12 protein-coding genes are annotated in these 14,687 nt (G+C 58.1%); 8 read left to right on the top strand and 4 right to left on the bottom strand.

Annotated elements, in window-relative coordinates; translation table 11 throughout:
- Window positions 1-9 precede the first annotated feature (9 nt).
- Window positions 10-771 (bottom strand): YciK family oxidoreductase, encoded by a 762-nt coding sequence (locus tag QOL81_RS01730; RefSeq protein WP_060439818.1) that lies wholly within the window; start codon window positions 769-771, stop codon window positions 10-12.
- 359 nt (window positions 772-1,130) lie between these two features.
- On the opposite strand from QOL81_RS01730, the gene sohB reads away from it, so the two are divergent.
- Window positions 1,131-2,177 (top strand): protease SohB, encoded by a 1,047-nt coding sequence (gene sohB / locus QOL81_RS01725; protein WP_038877302.1) that lies wholly within the window; start codon window positions 1,131-1,133, stop codon window positions 2,175-2,177.
- Window positions 2,178-2,228: 51 nt separating this feature from the next.
- Here sohB and QOL81_RS01720 read toward each other — a convergent pair whose 3' ends face one another.
- A complete protein-coding gene (locus QOL81_RS01720) occupies window positions 2,229-2,480 on the bottom strand; it encodes a YciN family protein (protein WP_004930700.1) in 252 nt (83 codons plus the stop codon).
- A gap of 427 nt (window positions 2,481-2,907) precedes the next feature.
- Here QOL81_RS01720 and topA point away from each other — a divergent pair, with 427 nt between their 5' ends.
- The 4 genes from topA to acnA all read left to right on the top strand — a co-directional run bounded on the left by topA (window position 2,908) and on the right by acnA (window position 10,074).
- A complete protein-coding gene (gene topA / locus QOL81_RS01715) occupies window positions 2,908-5,505 on the top strand; it encodes a type I DNA topoisomerase (RefSeq protein ID WP_038881773.1) in 2,598 nt (865 codons plus the stop codon).
- Between the two features lie 361 nt (window positions 5,506-5,866).
- A complete protein-coding gene (cysB, locus tag QOL81_RS01710; RefSeq protein WP_004930690.1) occupies window positions 5,867-6,841 on the top strand; it encodes an HTH-type transcriptional regulator CysB in 975 nt (324 codons plus the stop codon).
- Window positions 6,842-6,941: 100 nt separating this feature from the next.
- Window positions 6,942-7,178, top strand: coding sequence for a hypothetical protein (locus tag QOL81_RS01705; protein ID WP_060424102.1), 237 nt, complete (start codon window positions 6,942-6,944; stop codon window positions 7,176-7,178).
- A gap of 223 nt (window positions 7,179-7,401) precedes the next feature.
- A complete protein-coding gene (acnA, locus tag QOL81_RS01700; protein ID WP_283439591.1) occupies window positions 7,402-10,074 on the top strand; it encodes an aconitate hydratase AcnA in 2,673 nt (890 codons plus the stop codon).
- A 56-nt stretch (window positions 10,075-10,130) separates the two neighbouring features.
- Here acnA and ribA read toward each other — a convergent pair whose 3' ends face one another.
- On the bottom strand, window positions 10,131-10,724 hold the full coding sequence (gene ribA, locus QOL81_RS01695) for a GTP cyclohydrolase II (protein ID WP_019452695.1): 594 nt from the start codon (window positions 10,722-10,724) through the stop codon (window positions 10,131-10,133).
- 279 nt (window positions 10,725-11,003) lie between these two features.
- On the opposite strand from ribA, the gene pgpB reads away from it, so the two are divergent.
- Window positions 11,004-11,765, top strand: coding sequence for a phosphatidylglycerophosphatase B (gene pgpB / locus QOL81_RS01690; RefSeq protein ID WP_049271297.1), 762 nt, complete (start codon window positions 11,004-11,006; stop codon window positions 11,763-11,765).
- A gap of 22 nt (window positions 11,766-11,787) precedes the next feature.
- Here pgpB and QOL81_RS01685 read toward each other — a convergent pair whose 3' ends face one another.
- Window positions 11,788-12,582 (bottom strand): DeoR/GlpR family DNA-binding transcription regulator, encoded by a 795-nt coding sequence (locus tag QOL81_RS01685; protein ID WP_070914755.1) that lies wholly within the window; start codon window positions 12,580-12,582, stop codon window positions 11,788-11,790.
- Window positions 12,583-12,972: 390 nt separating this feature from the next.
- On the opposite strand from QOL81_RS01685, the gene QOL81_RS01680 reads away from it, so the two are divergent.
- The gene (locus QOL81_RS01680) at window positions 12,973-13,776 is read left to right on the top strand and encodes a transketolase (RefSeq protein WP_060423750.1); all 804 of its coding nucleotides are present in this window, start codon (window positions 12,973-12,975) and stop codon (window positions 13,774-13,776) included.
- 2 nt (window positions 13,777-13,778) lie between these two features.
- Window positions 13,779-14,684, top strand: coding sequence for a transketolase family protein (locus QOL81_RS01675; RefSeq protein WP_049200073.1), 906 nt, complete (start codon window positions 13,779-13,781; stop codon window positions 14,682-14,684).
- Window positions 14,685-14,687 lie beyond the last annotated feature (3 nt).

The raw sequence follows: 14,687 nt of genomic DNA, 5'->3' as shown, positions 1-14,687 counted from the left end.
CGCTCCTTATTATTCGGCCGCGCCGGGTTTACGGTTCGGCTGCGCGTCGAAGCTCATGCCGGTTTTGCGGCGGCTGTCTTCGCCCATCAGATACAGATACAGCGGCATGATATCGGCCGGGGTTTTCAGCTTGTTCTTGTCTTCGTGCGGGAAGGCAGATGCGCGCATTTTGGTGCGGGTGCCGCCCGGATTGATGCAGTTCACCCGCAAATTGCGGTTTTTATACTCGTCGGCCAACACCTGCATCATGCCCTCGGTGGCGAACTTCGACACCGCATAGGCACCCCAGTCTGCGCGGCCGGTGCGCCCGACGCTGGAACTGGTGAACACCAGCGAACCGGCGTGGGATTTCAGCAGCAGCGGCAGCAGCGCCTGAGTCAGCATAAAGGTGGCGTTGACGTTAACCTGCATCACCTCTTGCCACATGGTCATCGACAGGTCGGCCATCGGCGCGATGTCGCCGAGCAGGCCGGCGTTGTGCAGAACGCCGTCAAGGCGGGGGATCTGGCTCGCCAGATCGTCGGCTATCTGCCGGCATTGCTCCGGAGTGGCGTGCAGCAAGTCCAGTGTCACCACTAAGGCCGGGGCGCCGCCCTGGGCCGCGATCTCTTGTTGTACCGCCAGCAGTTTGCTCTCAGTGCGCCCCAGCAGCACCAGCTGAGCGCCGAAGCGCGCGTAGGTCAGCGCCGCTTCGCGGCCGATGCCGTCGCCGGCGCCGGTGACCAAAATGATACGTTGTTCGAGCAGATCTTGTTTGGGTTGGTAATGCACGATAAATCCTCGCCTGGGTGGCTGTTCTCCCGCGAATATCGGGGAGCAAGGGTGAAACGCGCGGCCGGGGCGGGAGCGAAGGCTCGACCGTCTGCGGGCCGCGCAGCGAATCCGTCTCATCGTATTGATGAATAATGGGTGTTATATGCCTTAATCCGTGGGCATTTTCAATGCGTAGCAGGCTGAAATGGCATTCTTTTGTAACAAAAGCACGGCGGCGGCGCCTTGGTTCGGCCTTGAATCGTCCCCATAGTGATGATCCGTGCGCAATGAATTTTCATTTAGCCGCGACAGCAGCCGCTGCGGTTGGCTAAAATGGAAAGAAGCATACTAACAACCTGTAAATAAAGGCGGAATCTGTGGAGTTTATATCTGTTTATGGCCTGTTTCTGGCCAAGGTCGCCACGGTGGTGCTTGCCATCGCCGCGTTGGCCATCCTGGCGGTCAGTTTGGGGCAACGCAAGAACCGCCAGAAAGGGGAGCTGCAGCTGACCGATCTCGGTGAACAGTATCGCGAGATGCAGCGTGATATGCGCCTGGCGCGTATGGATACCGCCGAGCAGAAGGTCTGGCTGAAACAGTTCAAGAAGCAGACCAAGGCCGACGACAAGCTGAAGAAGCAGCGCGCCAAGTCCGGCGCGGTGGAAGTGACTAAGCCGTGCCTGTATGTGCTGGACTTCAAGGGCAGCATGGACGCGCACGAGGTGACCTCGCTGCGCGAAGAGATCTCGGCGGTGCTGGCGGTAGCGTCGGCGCAGGATGAAGTTCTGTTGCGCCTGGAAAGCCCGGGCGGGGTGGTGCACGGCTACGGCCTGGCGGCCTCGCAGCTGGAGCGCCTGCGCAAAGGCGGCATTCGCCTGACGGTAGCGGTGGATAAAGTGGCGGCCAGCGGCGGCTACATGATGGCCTGCGTCGCGGATCGCATCGTGGCGGCGCCGTTCGCCATCATCGGCTCCATCGGCGTGGTGGCGCAGATCCCGAACTTCCACCGCCTGCTGAAGAAGAACGACATCGACGTGGAGCTGCACACCGCCGGGCAGTTCAAACGCACGCTGACGCTGTTTGGCGAAAACACCGAACAGGGGCGCGAGAAGTTCCGCGAAGATCTGAACGAAACCCACGAGCTGTTCAAGCGCTTCGTGCATGAGCAGCGCCCGTCGCTGGACATCGACAGCGTCGCCACCGGTGAGCACTGGTTCGGTTCACAGGCGAAAGAGAAGGGGCTGATCGACGCCATCGGCACCAGCGATGACTTGCTGATCGCCGAGCTGGACAACCACGAAGTGATCGCCGTGCGCTATACGCGCCGCAAACGCCTGATGGATCGCTTCACCGGCAGCGCGGCGGAAAGCGTCGATCGCTTGCTGTTGCGCTGGTGGCAGCGTGGTGAAAAGCCGCTGCTGTAACGGTGGCGATAGCGTGAATCAACGGGGGCCAGCTGCCCCCGTTTTCTTTTCTCAATCGACCAGGTGGTATTTTTCCGAAAGCAGATGGGCCAAATGTTTAAACATATTAAATACCGCGGTGGTTTTGGCGGTGGGCAATCCATCGGCATCCAAAAAGTATTCGCCGCGGAAAACTAAAACGCCGCTTTTTTGTTCAACGTCGGTGGCGATCATGCCGTGCAGATAATCTTCGTGTTGGCGGATGATGTTATTTGCTTCCGCCAGCAGGGCCTCGCGGCCGATAGGGGCAGTATTTGTGCGCATTTATTAGACTCCAAACTAAAAACTCTGCGCATATTCTAACGCCGGTTCGCTTTTATCCGCAAACCGACTAAGGTTTATTTGCCGTCTGGATGGCCATGGGCGGCCGCCGGTTGGCGAAATCGGTCTTTCCGTGCTAATTAGGTTGCGTGACGCTTTTTATCAGGTACAGTGTGGGATTTTGCGGCGTCGGGTGGAAGGTTTTGTTTACGCCATGAATAAAACTCACACAGCCATACTTCTGGGGCATGGGTGAATAGCAGGCAGGATCAACAACTTGCGTTCAGGTTGAGCAGTTGGGCAACCAAAAGAAAAAAATCTGTTGATCTCTTGCCAGACTGCCGCAATATAAAAAAAGAGACACGAATTGCCGCGGCACGGCGAGATAAAAGACTTCTTTTTAGAAGAAATAAATTAGGTAAAGGTAAATATGGGTAAAGCTCTCGTAATAGTTGAGTCCCCGGCAAAAGCCAAAACTATTAATAAATATTTAGGAAGTGACTACGTGGTGAAGTCCAGCGTCGGTCATATCCGTGATTTGCCGACCAGTGGCTCAGCCAGCAAAAAGAGCGCTGACTCAACCGAAGATAAAGCCAAGAAAAAAGTTAAAAAAGATGAGAAGGCGGCGCTGGTAAATCGCATGGGCGTCGACCCTTACCACGGCTGGAAAGCGCATTATGAAATCCTGCCGGGTAAAGAAAAAGTGGTCGCCGAGTTAAAATCGTTGGCGGAAAACGCCGACCACATTTATCTCGCAACCGACCTTGACCGCGAAGGGGAAGCCATCGCCTGGCACCTGCGGGAAGTGATCGGTGGGGATGACAAACGCTTTAGCCGCGTGGTGTTTAACGAAATCACCAAAAACGCGATCCAGCAGGCGTTCAAACAGCCGGGCGAGCTGAACATTGACCGCGTCAACGCGCAGCAGGCGCGCCGGTTCATGGACCGCGTGGTGGGCTATATGGTCTCGCCGCTGCTGTGGAAGAAAATCGCCCGCGGCCTGTCCGCCGGCCGCGTGCAGTCGGTGGCGGTGCGCCTGGTGGTCGAGCGCGAACGCGACATCAAGGCCTTCGTGCCGGAAGAGTACTGGGAGCTGCATGCCGATCTGCTGGCGAAGGGTGAAACTGCGCTGCAGATGGAAGTGACCCATGCGCACGACAAACCGTTCAAGCCGGTCAACCGCGAGCAGACTCACGCCGCGGTCAAACTGCTGGAAAAAGCCCGTTACACGGTGCTGGATCGCGAAGACAAACCGACCAGCAGCAAACCGGGCGCGCCTTTCATTACCTCCACGCTGCAACAGGCCGCCAGCACCCGCCTGAGCTTCGGCGTGAAGAAAACCATGATGATGGCGCAACGGCTGTATGAAGCCGGCCACATCACCTATATGCGTACCGATTCCACCAACCTGAGCCAGGATGCGCTCAACATGGTGCGTGGCTATATCGGCGACAACTTCGGCGACAAATACCTGCCGAAGGCGCCAAATCAGTACAGCAGCAAAGAGAATTCGCAGGAAGCGCACGAAGCGATCCGTCCTTCGGACGTGAACGTGCTCGCCGAGCAGTTGAAAGACATGGAAGCGGACGCGCAGAAGCTGTATCAGCTGATCTGGCGCCAGTTCGTCGCCTGCCAGATGACGCCGGCGCAATACGATTCCACCACGCTGACGGTGAAGGCCGGCGATTATCAGCTGCGGGCCAAGGGCCGTACGCTGCGCTTTGACGGCTGGACCAAGGTGATGCCGGCGCTGCGCAAGGGCGATGAAGATCGCACCCTGCCATACGTCGAAATCGGCAGCGAGCTGGATCTGCAGAAACTGATCCCGAGCCAGCACTTCACCAAGCCGCCGGCGCGCTATAGCGAAGCCTCGCTGGTGAAAGAGCTGGAAAAACGCGGTATCGGCCGTCCGTCCACCTACGCCTCCATCATCTCGACCATTCAGGATCGCGGTTATGTGCGGGTGGAAAGCCGCCGCTTCTATGCCGAGAAAATGGGCGAGATCGTCACCGATCGCCTGGAAGAAAACTTCCGCGAGCTGATGAACTATGACTTCACCGCGCGCATGGAAGACGGTCTCGATGAGGTTGCCAACAACCAGGCCGAGTGGAAAGCGGTGCTGGACGAGTTCTTCGTCGACTTCAGCGAGCAGTTGGAAACGGCGGAGAAGGATCCGGAAGAAGGCGGCATGCGGCCTAACCAGATGGTGATGACCAGCATCGACTGCCCGACCTGCGGCCGCAAAATGGGCATCCGTACGGCCAGCACCGGCGTGTTCCTCGGTTGTTCCGGCTATGCGCTGCCGCCGAAGGAGCGCTGCAAAACCACCATCAATCTGGTGCCGGAAGCGGAAGTGCTCAATATCCTCGAAGGCGACGACGCGGAAACCAACGCGCTGCGCGCCCGCCGTCGCTGCAAGAAATGCGGTACGGCGATGGACAGCTACCTGATCGACAACCAGCGCAAGCTGCACGTTTGCGGTAACAACCCGGCGTGTGACGGCTATGAAATCGAAGAGGGCGAGTTCCGCCTGAAAGGCTACGATGGCCCGGTGGTGGAGTGCGACAAGTGCGGCTCGGAAATGCACCTGAAAATGGGGCGTTTCGGCAAGTACATGGGCTGTACCAACGAGAACTGTAAAAACACCCGCAAGATCCTGCGTAACGGCGATGTCGCGCCGCCGAAGGAAGATCCGGTGCCGTTGCCGGAGCTGCCGTGCGAGAAGTCCGACGCCTATTTCGTGCTGCGTGACGGCGCTGCCGGCGTGTTCCTGGCGGCCAACACCTTCCCTAAATCGCGCGAGACCCGTGCGCCGCTGGTGGAAGAGCTGGCTCGCTTCAAGGATCGCCTGCCGGAGAAGCTGCGCTATCTGGCCGATGCGCCGGTGGCGGATGCCGAAGGCAATAAAACGCTGGTGCGTTTCAGCCGTAAAACCAAACAGCAGTACGTCTCTTCTGAAAAAGATGGCAAGGCGACCGGTTGGTCCGCGTTCTACGTGGACGGCAAGTGGGTCGAAGGCAAGAAGTAAGGCCGCTGTCCTGCCAGTAAGATGAAGAACCAGCCCCGGCGGCTGGTTTTTTTATTGGTGAAAAGCGACAAACGGATCTATCCTTTGCTGTTTTTATCCCTCCGCCACCGCCGTTTCACGTTGATACCAATGCAAAATAATCGTTATCATAGTGTGACGCGGACCTATACTTGAAGCTGCAACGTGGTATAGTGGTTATATAAAAAGTTTTTTTATTATTAAAGCTTATTAACAACGGCGTTTTCTTCACCATCAGGGTAAAACACGGTGTTTATGGCTTGTGAGTTTCAGCATACCGGGGCGACACCGATATACCTGGCTGCGGGTAAGCCGCAGTGTTTAACCTAGGATGGTATAAGATATGAAATTGCAGCAGCTTCGTTACATTGTGGAAGTGGTTAACCACAACCTGAATGTCTCCTCGACGGCAGAAGGGCTCTATACCTCGCAACCCGGCATCAGTAAGCAGGTGCGCATGCTCGAAGATGAGCTGGGCATCCAGATTTTCGCCCGCAGCGGCAAACACCTGACTCAGGTCACCCCAGCCGGCCAGGAAATCATTCGCATTGCACGTGAAGTGCTGTCCAAAGTGGACGCCATAAAAGCCGTCGCCGGTGAACACACCTACCCGGACAAAGGCTCGCTGTACGTCGCCACCACGCATACCCAGGCCCGCTATGCCTTGCCCAACGTAATCAAAGGCTTCATCGAGCGTTACCCGCGCGTCTCGCTGCACATGCATCAGGGCTCGCCGACGCAGATCGCCGAAGCGGTCTCCAAAGGGACCGCCGATTTCGCCATCGCTACCGAAGCGCTGCACCTGTACGACGATCTCATCATGCTGCCGTGCTACCACTGGAACCGCGCGGTAGTCGTGAAGCCCGATCATCCTTTGGCGGGCAAAAGCAGCATCAGCATTGAAGAGCTGGCGGCTTACCCGATCGTCACTTACACCTTCGGCTTTACCGGGCGTTCGGAGTTGGATACCGCCTTCAACCGCGCCGGCCTGACGCCGCGCATTGTCTTTACCGCCACCGACGCCGACGTGATCAAAACCTACGTGCGTCTGGGATTGGGGGTGGGGGTGATCGCCAGCATGGCGGTGGATCCGGTGCAGGATCCGGATCTGGTGACGGTGGATGCGCGTGATATCTTCACCTACAGCACCACCAAGATCGGTTTCCGCCGCAGCACCTTCCTGCGCAGCTACATGTACGACTTCATTCAGCGCTTCGCGCCGCACCTGACGCGCGATGTGGTAGACAGCGCGGTGGCGCTGCGCTCCAACGAAGAGATCGAAGCGATGTTCAAGGACATCAAACTGCCGATTAAGTAACTGTCGGCGATATCAAATCAATCCCGGTTAGGCGCCTGCCTAACCGGGTTTTTTTTAGCCCGGAAATCCGTACTGATTACCGTAAATGCCTGGTATCACAATGAAAAAAAGTCTCTGGATTGTTCTGTTCTTGTTGCTCACCCTTTTGTTGCTGCGCTACCTACCAGACGGCATTTTCGACAGCTTCGTTTCCAACAACATAGAAATTAGCGGTGATGGTGAAATAGGGATGAATAATTTCGACTCGGTTGTCATTGCCATTAAATTGGGTGTCTCTGCCATCATTGCGGCGGTTGTCCTAATAGTCTGTCGCCGCCTGGTGCGTAAACCCCGCTAAAGCTGCGAAATCTTCCCAGCCAAAACGCCGCCTCGTCGCGGCGTTTTTGTTGGCGCATTGCCTAACCCCTTGGCGGCGCTCGCACTTCCTTCCCGCTGATTGTTCCCGCCTATCGTTGTGATCAAATCGTGTTGTTATCAAAACGTTAACTTATCTTTGTGGTATCTTTAAACAAGACCTCACTGATTACCCTGTTTTAGTCACAATAAGAAATGGAGGAGCTATGTCGTCCGATCTTCGTGAAACAAGTCTGGATAAGCTGGTTGCGCTGAATAGCGAGTATTACTACTACAGCCTGCCGCTGGCGGCGAAGCAGCTGGGTGATATCGACCGGTTGCCGAAATCAATGAAAGTGCTGTTGGAGAACCTGCTGCGCCATGTGGATGGCGACACCGTGCAGGTTGACGACCTCAAGGCCATCGTTGCCTGGCTGCAAACCGGCCATGCTAACCGTGAGATCGCCTACCGTCCGGCGCGCGTGCTGATGCAGGATTTTACCGGCGTACCGGCGGTGGTGGATCTGGCGGCGATGCGCGAAGCGGTACGGCGGCTGGGCGGCAACGTCGACCAGGTGAACCCGCTGTCGCCGGTGGATCTGGTGATTGACCACTCGGTTACCGTCGATGAATTTGGCGATGACAACGCCTTTGAAGACAACGTGCGTATCGAAATGCAGCGCAACCACGAGCGCTACACCTTTTTGCGCTGGGGGCAGAAAGCCTTCAACCGCTTCCGCGTAGTGCCGCCGGGCACAGGCATCTGTCACCAGGTTAACCTTGAATACCTTGGCCAAACGGTCTGGCACAGCGACGAAAGCGGCCGCCGCGTGGCTTATCCCGATACGCTGGTGGGCACCGATTCCCACACCACCATGATCAACGGCCTCGGCATCCTCGGCTGGGGCGTCGGCGGCATCGAAGCGGAAGCGGCGATGCTGGGCCAGCCGGTGTCGATGTTGATCCCGGACGTGGTCGGCTTCAAGCTGACGGGCAAGCTCCGCGAGGGCATTACCGCCACCGACCTGGTGCTGACCGTGACCCAAATGCTGCGCAAGCACGGCGTTGTCGGCAAATTCGTCGAGTTTTACGGCGACGGGCTGGCCGATCTGCCGCTGGCGGACCGGGCAACCATCGCCAACATGTCGCCGGAGTTCGGCGCCACCTGCGGTTTCTTCCCGGTGGATGACGTTACGCTCGGCTATATGAAGCTCAGCGGCCGCAGCGCCGAACAAATCGCACTGGTGGAAGCCTACGCCAAAGCGCAGGGCATGTGGCGTAACCCGGGTGATGAACCGGTCTTCACCAGCTCGCTGGCGCTGGACATGTCAACCGTGGAAGCCAGCCTCGCCGGGCCGAAACGCCCGCAGGATCGCGTTGCGCTGCCGAATGTGCCGCAGGCGTTCAAGGCCGCTACCGAGCTGGATATCGGGGGGCACAAAGCCAATACCGACAGCAAAACCTTTACGCTGGACGGGCAGCAGCACGAACTGCGCGACGGCGCGGTGGTGATCGCAGCGATCACCTCCTGCACCAACACCTCCAACCCGAGCGTGATGATGGCGGCCGGCCTGCTGGCGAAAAATGCCGTCAAGAAAGGGCTGCGCAGCAAACCCTGGGTAAAAACCTCGCTGGCGCCGGGATCCAAAGTGGTAACCGACTACTTCGACAGCGCCAAACTCACCGCCTATCTGGAAGAGCTGGGGTTCAACCTGGTGGGGTATGGCTGCACCACCTGTATCGGTAACTCCGGCCCGCTGCCGGATCCGATCGAGCAGGCGATCAAAGAGGGCGATCTGACCGTGGGCGCGGTGCTGTCGGGAAACCGCAACTTCGAAGGGCGTATTCACCCGCTGGTGAAAACCAACTGGCTGGCCTCGCCGCCGCTGGTGGTGGCTTATGCGCTGGCGGGCAGTATGAAGATTGACCTGACCAAAGAGCCGCTGGGCGAGGGCAACGACGGTCAACCGGTCTACCTGAAGGATATCTGGCCGAGCAGTCAGGACATCGCTCAGGCGGTGGAAGAAGTGCGCACCGAGATGTTCCATAAGGAATACGGCGAAGTGTTCGACGGCGACGCCAACTGGCAGGCGATCCAGGTGGCCGGTTCGGCGACCTATCAGTGGCAGGAGGATTCTACCTATATCCGCCATCCGCCGTTCTTCAGCACCATGAAGGTGAAGCCGGATCCGGTACAGGACATCAAAGACGCGCGCATTCTGGCGATTCTGGCCGATTCGGTGACCACCGACCACATCTCGCCGGCGGGCAACATCAAGCGCGACAGCCCGGCGGGGCGCTACCTGAGCGAGCACGGCGTGGCGCCGCAGGATTTCAACTCCTACGGCTCGCGCCGCGGCAACCACGAAGTGATGATGCGCGGCACCTTCGCCAACATCCGCATCCGCAACGAAATGGTGCCGGGCGTGGAAGGCGGTTATACCCGCCATATTCCGTCGCAGCAGCAGCTGTCTATCTACGACGCCGCCATGCAGTATCAGCAGGAGAAGGTGCCGCTGGCGGTGATCGCCGGTAAAGAGTACGGTTCCGGCTCCAGCCGCGACTGGGCGGCGAAGGGGCCGCGCCTGCTGGGCGTGCGGGTGGTGATTGCCGAGTCCTTCGAGCGTATCCACCGCTCCAACCTGATCGGCATGGGGATTTTGCCGCTGGAGTTCCCGCAAGGAGTGACGCGCAAAACCCTGGGGCTGACCGGGGATGAGCAGATCAGCGTCGGCGGCCTGCAGCAGCTGCAGCCGGGCCAGACGGTGCCGGTGCACATCACCTATGTCGACGGGCGCAAGGAAGTGATCGACACCCGTTGCCGCATCGATACCGGCAATGAGCTGACCTACTACGAAAACGACGGCATTCTGCACTATGTGATCAGGAAAATGCTGTAATTAAGCAATAAAAAGGGCGCCGCAAGGCGCCCTGATTGTTTCCGCCGCGGCGGCGATCACTTCTGGTCGAGCAAATGGCCCATTTTGGCGGCCTTGGTCGCCAGGTAGTGTTCGTTCTTCGGGTTGCGGCCGACGATCAGCGGCACGCGCTCGCTGATGTTGATGCCGGCTTCGGTCAGGATCTCGACCTTTTTCGGGTTGTTGGTCAGCAAACGCACCGCGTCGACGCCCAGCAGTTTGAACATGTCGGCGCACAGGGTGAAGTCGCGCTCGTCGGCGGCGAAGCCGAGCTGGTGGTTGGCTTCCACGGTGTCTGCGCCCTTATCCTGCAGGGCATAGGCGCGGATCTTGTTCAACAGGCCGATATTGCGGCCCTCCTGGCGATGATAAAGCAGGATGCCGCGGCCTTCTTCGGCGATCTGCTCCAGCGCGGCTTCCAGTTGAAAACCGCAGTCGCAGCGCAGGCTGAACAGAGCATCGCCGGTCAGACATTCGGAATGCACGCGCGCGAGCACCGGCGCTTCGCCGGAAATATCACCGAATACCAGCGCCAGATGGTCATGCCCGGTCGCCAGTTCTTCGAATCCTACCATCAGGAAATCGCCCCAAGGTGTCGGCAGTTTAGCCTCTGCCACCCGTTTAAGCTGCATGTCACTCTCCACAAAAGCGTACGATTCAATCATTGTCGCGCATCCTAAGTCCGGTTCGGTAAATTGACCAAGACTAAAACGTGCTACGCCGATCTCTATTTCGTTAATTATCGGCTATTTTGCCACAACTTCTTGCCGGGCGGTGCTCAGCAAACCAGCAGATGGCGTTTTCTGGCCACCTATTATTGCGATAGGTTGCCTATCTGTTTAATTTTTCGCGTGTTATCAAGATTACACTCTTGTTACACTGCAGCCTGATTCACGCAGAGGAAGAATAGAATGTACGAGATAGCAAAACGCACGGCGGGCGGCGCACTGCTGCTGCTGTTGATGCCGCTGGCGGTCTGGGTATCCGGTTGGCACTGGCAACCCGGCGGCAATGAGCCGCTGCTCAAAGCGCTGTACTGGGTGACCGAAACCGTGACCTCGCCATGGGGCATTCTGACCAGCGCTATCCTCTGCGGTTGGTTTTTGTGGTGCCTGCGCTTTCGCCTGAAGGCGGCTATCGGTCTGGCGCTCCTGCTTTTCGCCGCGCTGGTGATCGGGCAGGGGGTGAAGTCGTTAATCAAGGATCGGGTGCAGGAACCGCGGCCGTTCGTGGTATGGCTGGAGCAAACCCACGGCGTGGACGGCAAATACTTCTATTCGCTGCATCGCAAAGAGCGCAGCGCGCTGGTGCGCGAGCAACTGCAGGATCAGACGCTGGTGCCGAACTGGCTGCGCAAGCACTGGCAGTTTGAAACCGGCTTCGCTTTCCCGTCGGGGCACACCATGTTCGCCGCCACCTGGGCGCTGTTGGGCGTAGGGCTGCTGTGGCCGCGCCGCCATTATAAAACCGTCGCGCTGCTGATGGTGTGGGCGACCGGCGTGATGGGCAGCCGTCTGCTGTTGGGCATGCACTGGCCGCGCGATCTGGCGATGGCCACGCTGATCAGTTGGCTGCTGGTGGTGGTTACCTGCTGGCTGGCGCAGCGCTGGTTCGGCCCGCTGACGCCACCGCCGCAAGAGCAGCAGGAAATTGCGGCGCGCAAGCCGGAATAAGCACGCTTCTCGCAGGCGCCAGTCAGGCGCCTGCCATCAACACCTTCACCCCTACCTTCTCAAAGGCCTGTATGGCGGTATTGCTGATACCGTCGTCGGTAATCAAATAGTCGATATGCTGCCAGTCACAGGGCAATGCGAACATCGACACCTTATCGATCTTGCTGGAGTCGGCAACCACATACACCGTGTTGGCTGCGTTGATCATCGCCATTTTCAGTTTGATGTCGGTTTCGCTTGGGAAACTGAGTCCGTGACGGGGTGAGATACAGGCCGTCGCGAGGAACAGTTTCTGGGCCAGCACGTTTTCGAAGAAGCTGGCGGCTTTATCCCCGGAAGTGGAGAGCGTCGGAAATTTGAACGAGCCGCCGGTCAGCAAAATGTTCACGCCCGGTTCGCCCCCCAGCTGCAGCGCGATATTGACGCCGGTGGTGATAACGGACAGTTTCTTGATGTGGCTCAGGTGATTGGCGATAGCCGTAGTGGTGGTGCCTGAATCAAGAATGATGGTGTCGCCCGGTTCGATAAAACCGGCGGCGAGCTTGCCGATGCGATCCTTGGCGGTCAGGTTGACCTGGCGTTCCAACAGCATGGCATGGGTATTTTGCTTGCCGTCGACCAGGGTTGCGCCACCGTGGAAGCGCTGCACGTAACCTTGTTGCTGCAGAACCCGCAGGTCGGTACGAATGGTCGCCTCGGTCAGCTTGAAGGTATCGGTAAGCATTTTGACCGTCGCCGAGCCGTCTTCGCGGATCATGTCGAGGATCTTTTCGCGCCGTTGCTGCATTTCCGCCAGCTGTTCGCTTTTGCTTTTCAATCGAAAGACTCCTGCACCTGTCAGTTCCCGCCGCGCGGTTTGCCACGGCAATTCCTTAATTGATGTGCTGAATTCTAGCTTGCGATTATTGATAAAGCTACGGATAAACCCGGGCAATCTCCTTTGGTTTTTATTCGAAAATCAATGAGGTCAGTAAAAAAACAGCGGTAAAAACGAACTTAAAGTAGTCTTGTGATTCATATGTAATTGTTATTTAAATATTTTAATGATTTGCGGCTTTGCCTTTTGAGTGCTTTTGTTTGAAATTTGATCTTGCCCACATTAATTATCGTTTTTGCTGCATATGATTTCCATTCGAAAATCAAAGGCGAGTTAGCGGATCGGTTTCGATGCGATAACGATAATCAAGGCGCTTAAGCAGAGGTGACGATGGACTTCCAGGCGATTAAAAACACGGCGCGCCTGGCGCGCCGATATGTGGTGACCATGAACCATAAGGCAGGCAAGGGCCATACCGGCGCCGACCTATCGGAAATCGACATCATCTGCACCTTGTATATGGCGGTGATGGATCGCAGCAATGTCCGGCCCGATCAGGATCGGTTTATTTTGTCTAAAGGGCACGGCGCCGGCGGTTTTTACTGCAGCTGCGCGGCGATGGGCCTGCTCGATCCGGCGGTGCTCGATCAGTTCATGGGCGACGACACCTTGCTGGCCGGGCATCCGGTGCGACAGAAACTGCCGGAACTGGTAGAGATTAACTCCGGCGGTTTAGGGCATGGCCTACCGATCGCCGTGGGGCTGGCGCTGGGCAACAAATTGGCCGGGCGCGCACATCGCCGCGCTTTTGTGCTGCTGGGCGACGGTGAGCTGGCGGAGGGATCCAACTGGGAGGCGGCAATGGCGGCCAGCAAATTCAAGCTGGATAACCTGATTGCCATCGTCGATCGCAACCGGCTGCAGTTGGCGGGTAAGACAGAGGCCATCATGCCGCTGGAACCGCTGGCGGAAAAATGGCGCGCTTTCGGTTTCGAAACCCTGGAGTGCGACGGGCACGATCCGGCGGCGCTGGTGGCGGCGATCCAACGCCCGAGCCAGGACAAGCCGCGGGTGATTTTGGCCAATACCGAAAAGGGTCACGGCGTGTCGTTTATGGCTAACGTTGCCGCCTGGCATCACGCGGTACCGGACGAACAACAGCTGGCGCAGGCGCTGGCGGAACTGGAGGGATGAACATGCAGGATTTACGCGATGCCGTGGTGACGGCGTTGATCGAAGAGCAGCTGGCGGGTGCAGATCTGAGCGTGATGGTCGCGGACTCCACGTCCACGTCGAAAATTGCACCTTTCGAGCAGGCTTATCCAGAGCGGGTGGTGAACGTCGGAATTGCCGAACAGAACATGGTGGGCATGGCCGCCGGCATGGCGCTCAGTGGCCGTACGGTCTTTACCGCCAATGCCGCGCCTTTTCTGTTTGCCCGTTCTAACGAACAGATGAAAAACGATGTTTGCTACACGGAAACCAACGTGAAAATGCTCGGCCTGAATGCCGGATTCGGCTATGGGCCGCTGGGGGCGACGCATCACTGCATGAACGATATCGCCATCGCCCGCACGCTGGGCAATCTCAGCGTCTATGCGCCGGCGGATGCGCGGCAAGCGGCAGAGATTGTCCGCCATGTCATCGCGCAACCCGGCCCGGCCTATATCCGCATGGACAGCGACAAGCTGCCGGTGTTGAACGCGAGCTATCACTTCCGCCCCGGAGAGCCGGAGGTGTTGCATCAGGGCTCTGACAATCTGGTGTTTTGCCTGGGGACGGTGGCTCATGAGGCGATGAAGGTACTGGCGTTGGGCGAAAATCCGACCATCGTCTCGTTGCCTTCGCTCTGGCCACTCAACGAGGCGGCGGTAGTGGCGTTGATGCGTTCGCACCGTCGGGTGCTGACCATGGAGGAGCACGCCCTCAGCGGTGGCCTGGGTACCATCATCGGTGAACTGTTGCTGCGGTATCAGCTGTCGCGACCGTTTACCGCACTGGGCGTGCCGGCTTACGAATTTACTCACAGCAGCAGCCGGGCGGCGCTGCGGCGTCAATATGCCATCGACGCTGCAGGATTACAGGCTCAGTTAACGCAATAGGGG

It is taken from the genome of Serratia sp. CC22-02, assembly GCF_900182895.1.
Lineage (GTDB): Bacteria > Pseudomonadota > Gammaproteobacteria > Enterobacterales > Enterobacteriaceae > Serratia > Serratia nevei.
Note: the sequence above shows the minus strand (reverse complement) of the source record. Positions and strands in the feature narration are given on the sequence as shown.

Excerpts from the sequence above, each read along its gene's own strand:
- cysB (WP_004930690.1), top strand. The coding sequence starts at position 5,867 with ATGAAATTGCAGCAGCTTCGTTACATTGTGGAAGTGGTTAACCACAAC.
- QOL81_RS01705 (WP_060424102.1), top strand. The coding sequence starts at position 6,942 with ATGAAAAAAAGTCTCTGGATTGTTCTGTTCTTGTTGCTCACCCTTTTG.
- topA (WP_038881773.1), top strand. The coding sequence starts at position 2,908 with ATGGGTAAAGCTCTCGTAATAGTTGAGTCCCCGGCAAAAGCCAAAACT.
- QOL81_RS01680 (WP_060423750.1), top strand. The coding sequence starts at position 12,973 with ATGGACTTCCAGGCGATTAAAAACACGGCGCGCCTGGCGCGCCGATAT.
- ribA (WP_019452695.1), bottom strand. The coding sequence starts at position 10,724 with ATGCAGCTTAAACGGGTGGCAGAGGCTAAACTGCCGACACCTTGGGGC.
- acnA (WP_283439591.1), top strand. The coding sequence starts at position 7,402 with ATGTCGTCCGATCTTCGTGAAACAAGTCTGGATAAGCTGGTTGCGCTG.
- QOL81_RS01720 (WP_004930700.1), bottom strand. The coding sequence starts at position 2,480 with ATGCGCACAAATACTGCCCCTATCGGCCGCGAGGCCCTGCTGGCGGAA.
- pgpB (WP_049271297.1), top strand. The coding sequence starts at position 11,004 with ATGTACGAGATAGCAAAACGCACGGCGGGCGGCGCACTGCTGCTGCTG.
- QOL81_RS01675 (WP_049200073.1), top strand. The coding sequence starts at position 13,779 with ATGCAGGATTTACGCGATGCCGTGGTGACGGCGTTGATCGAAGAGCAG.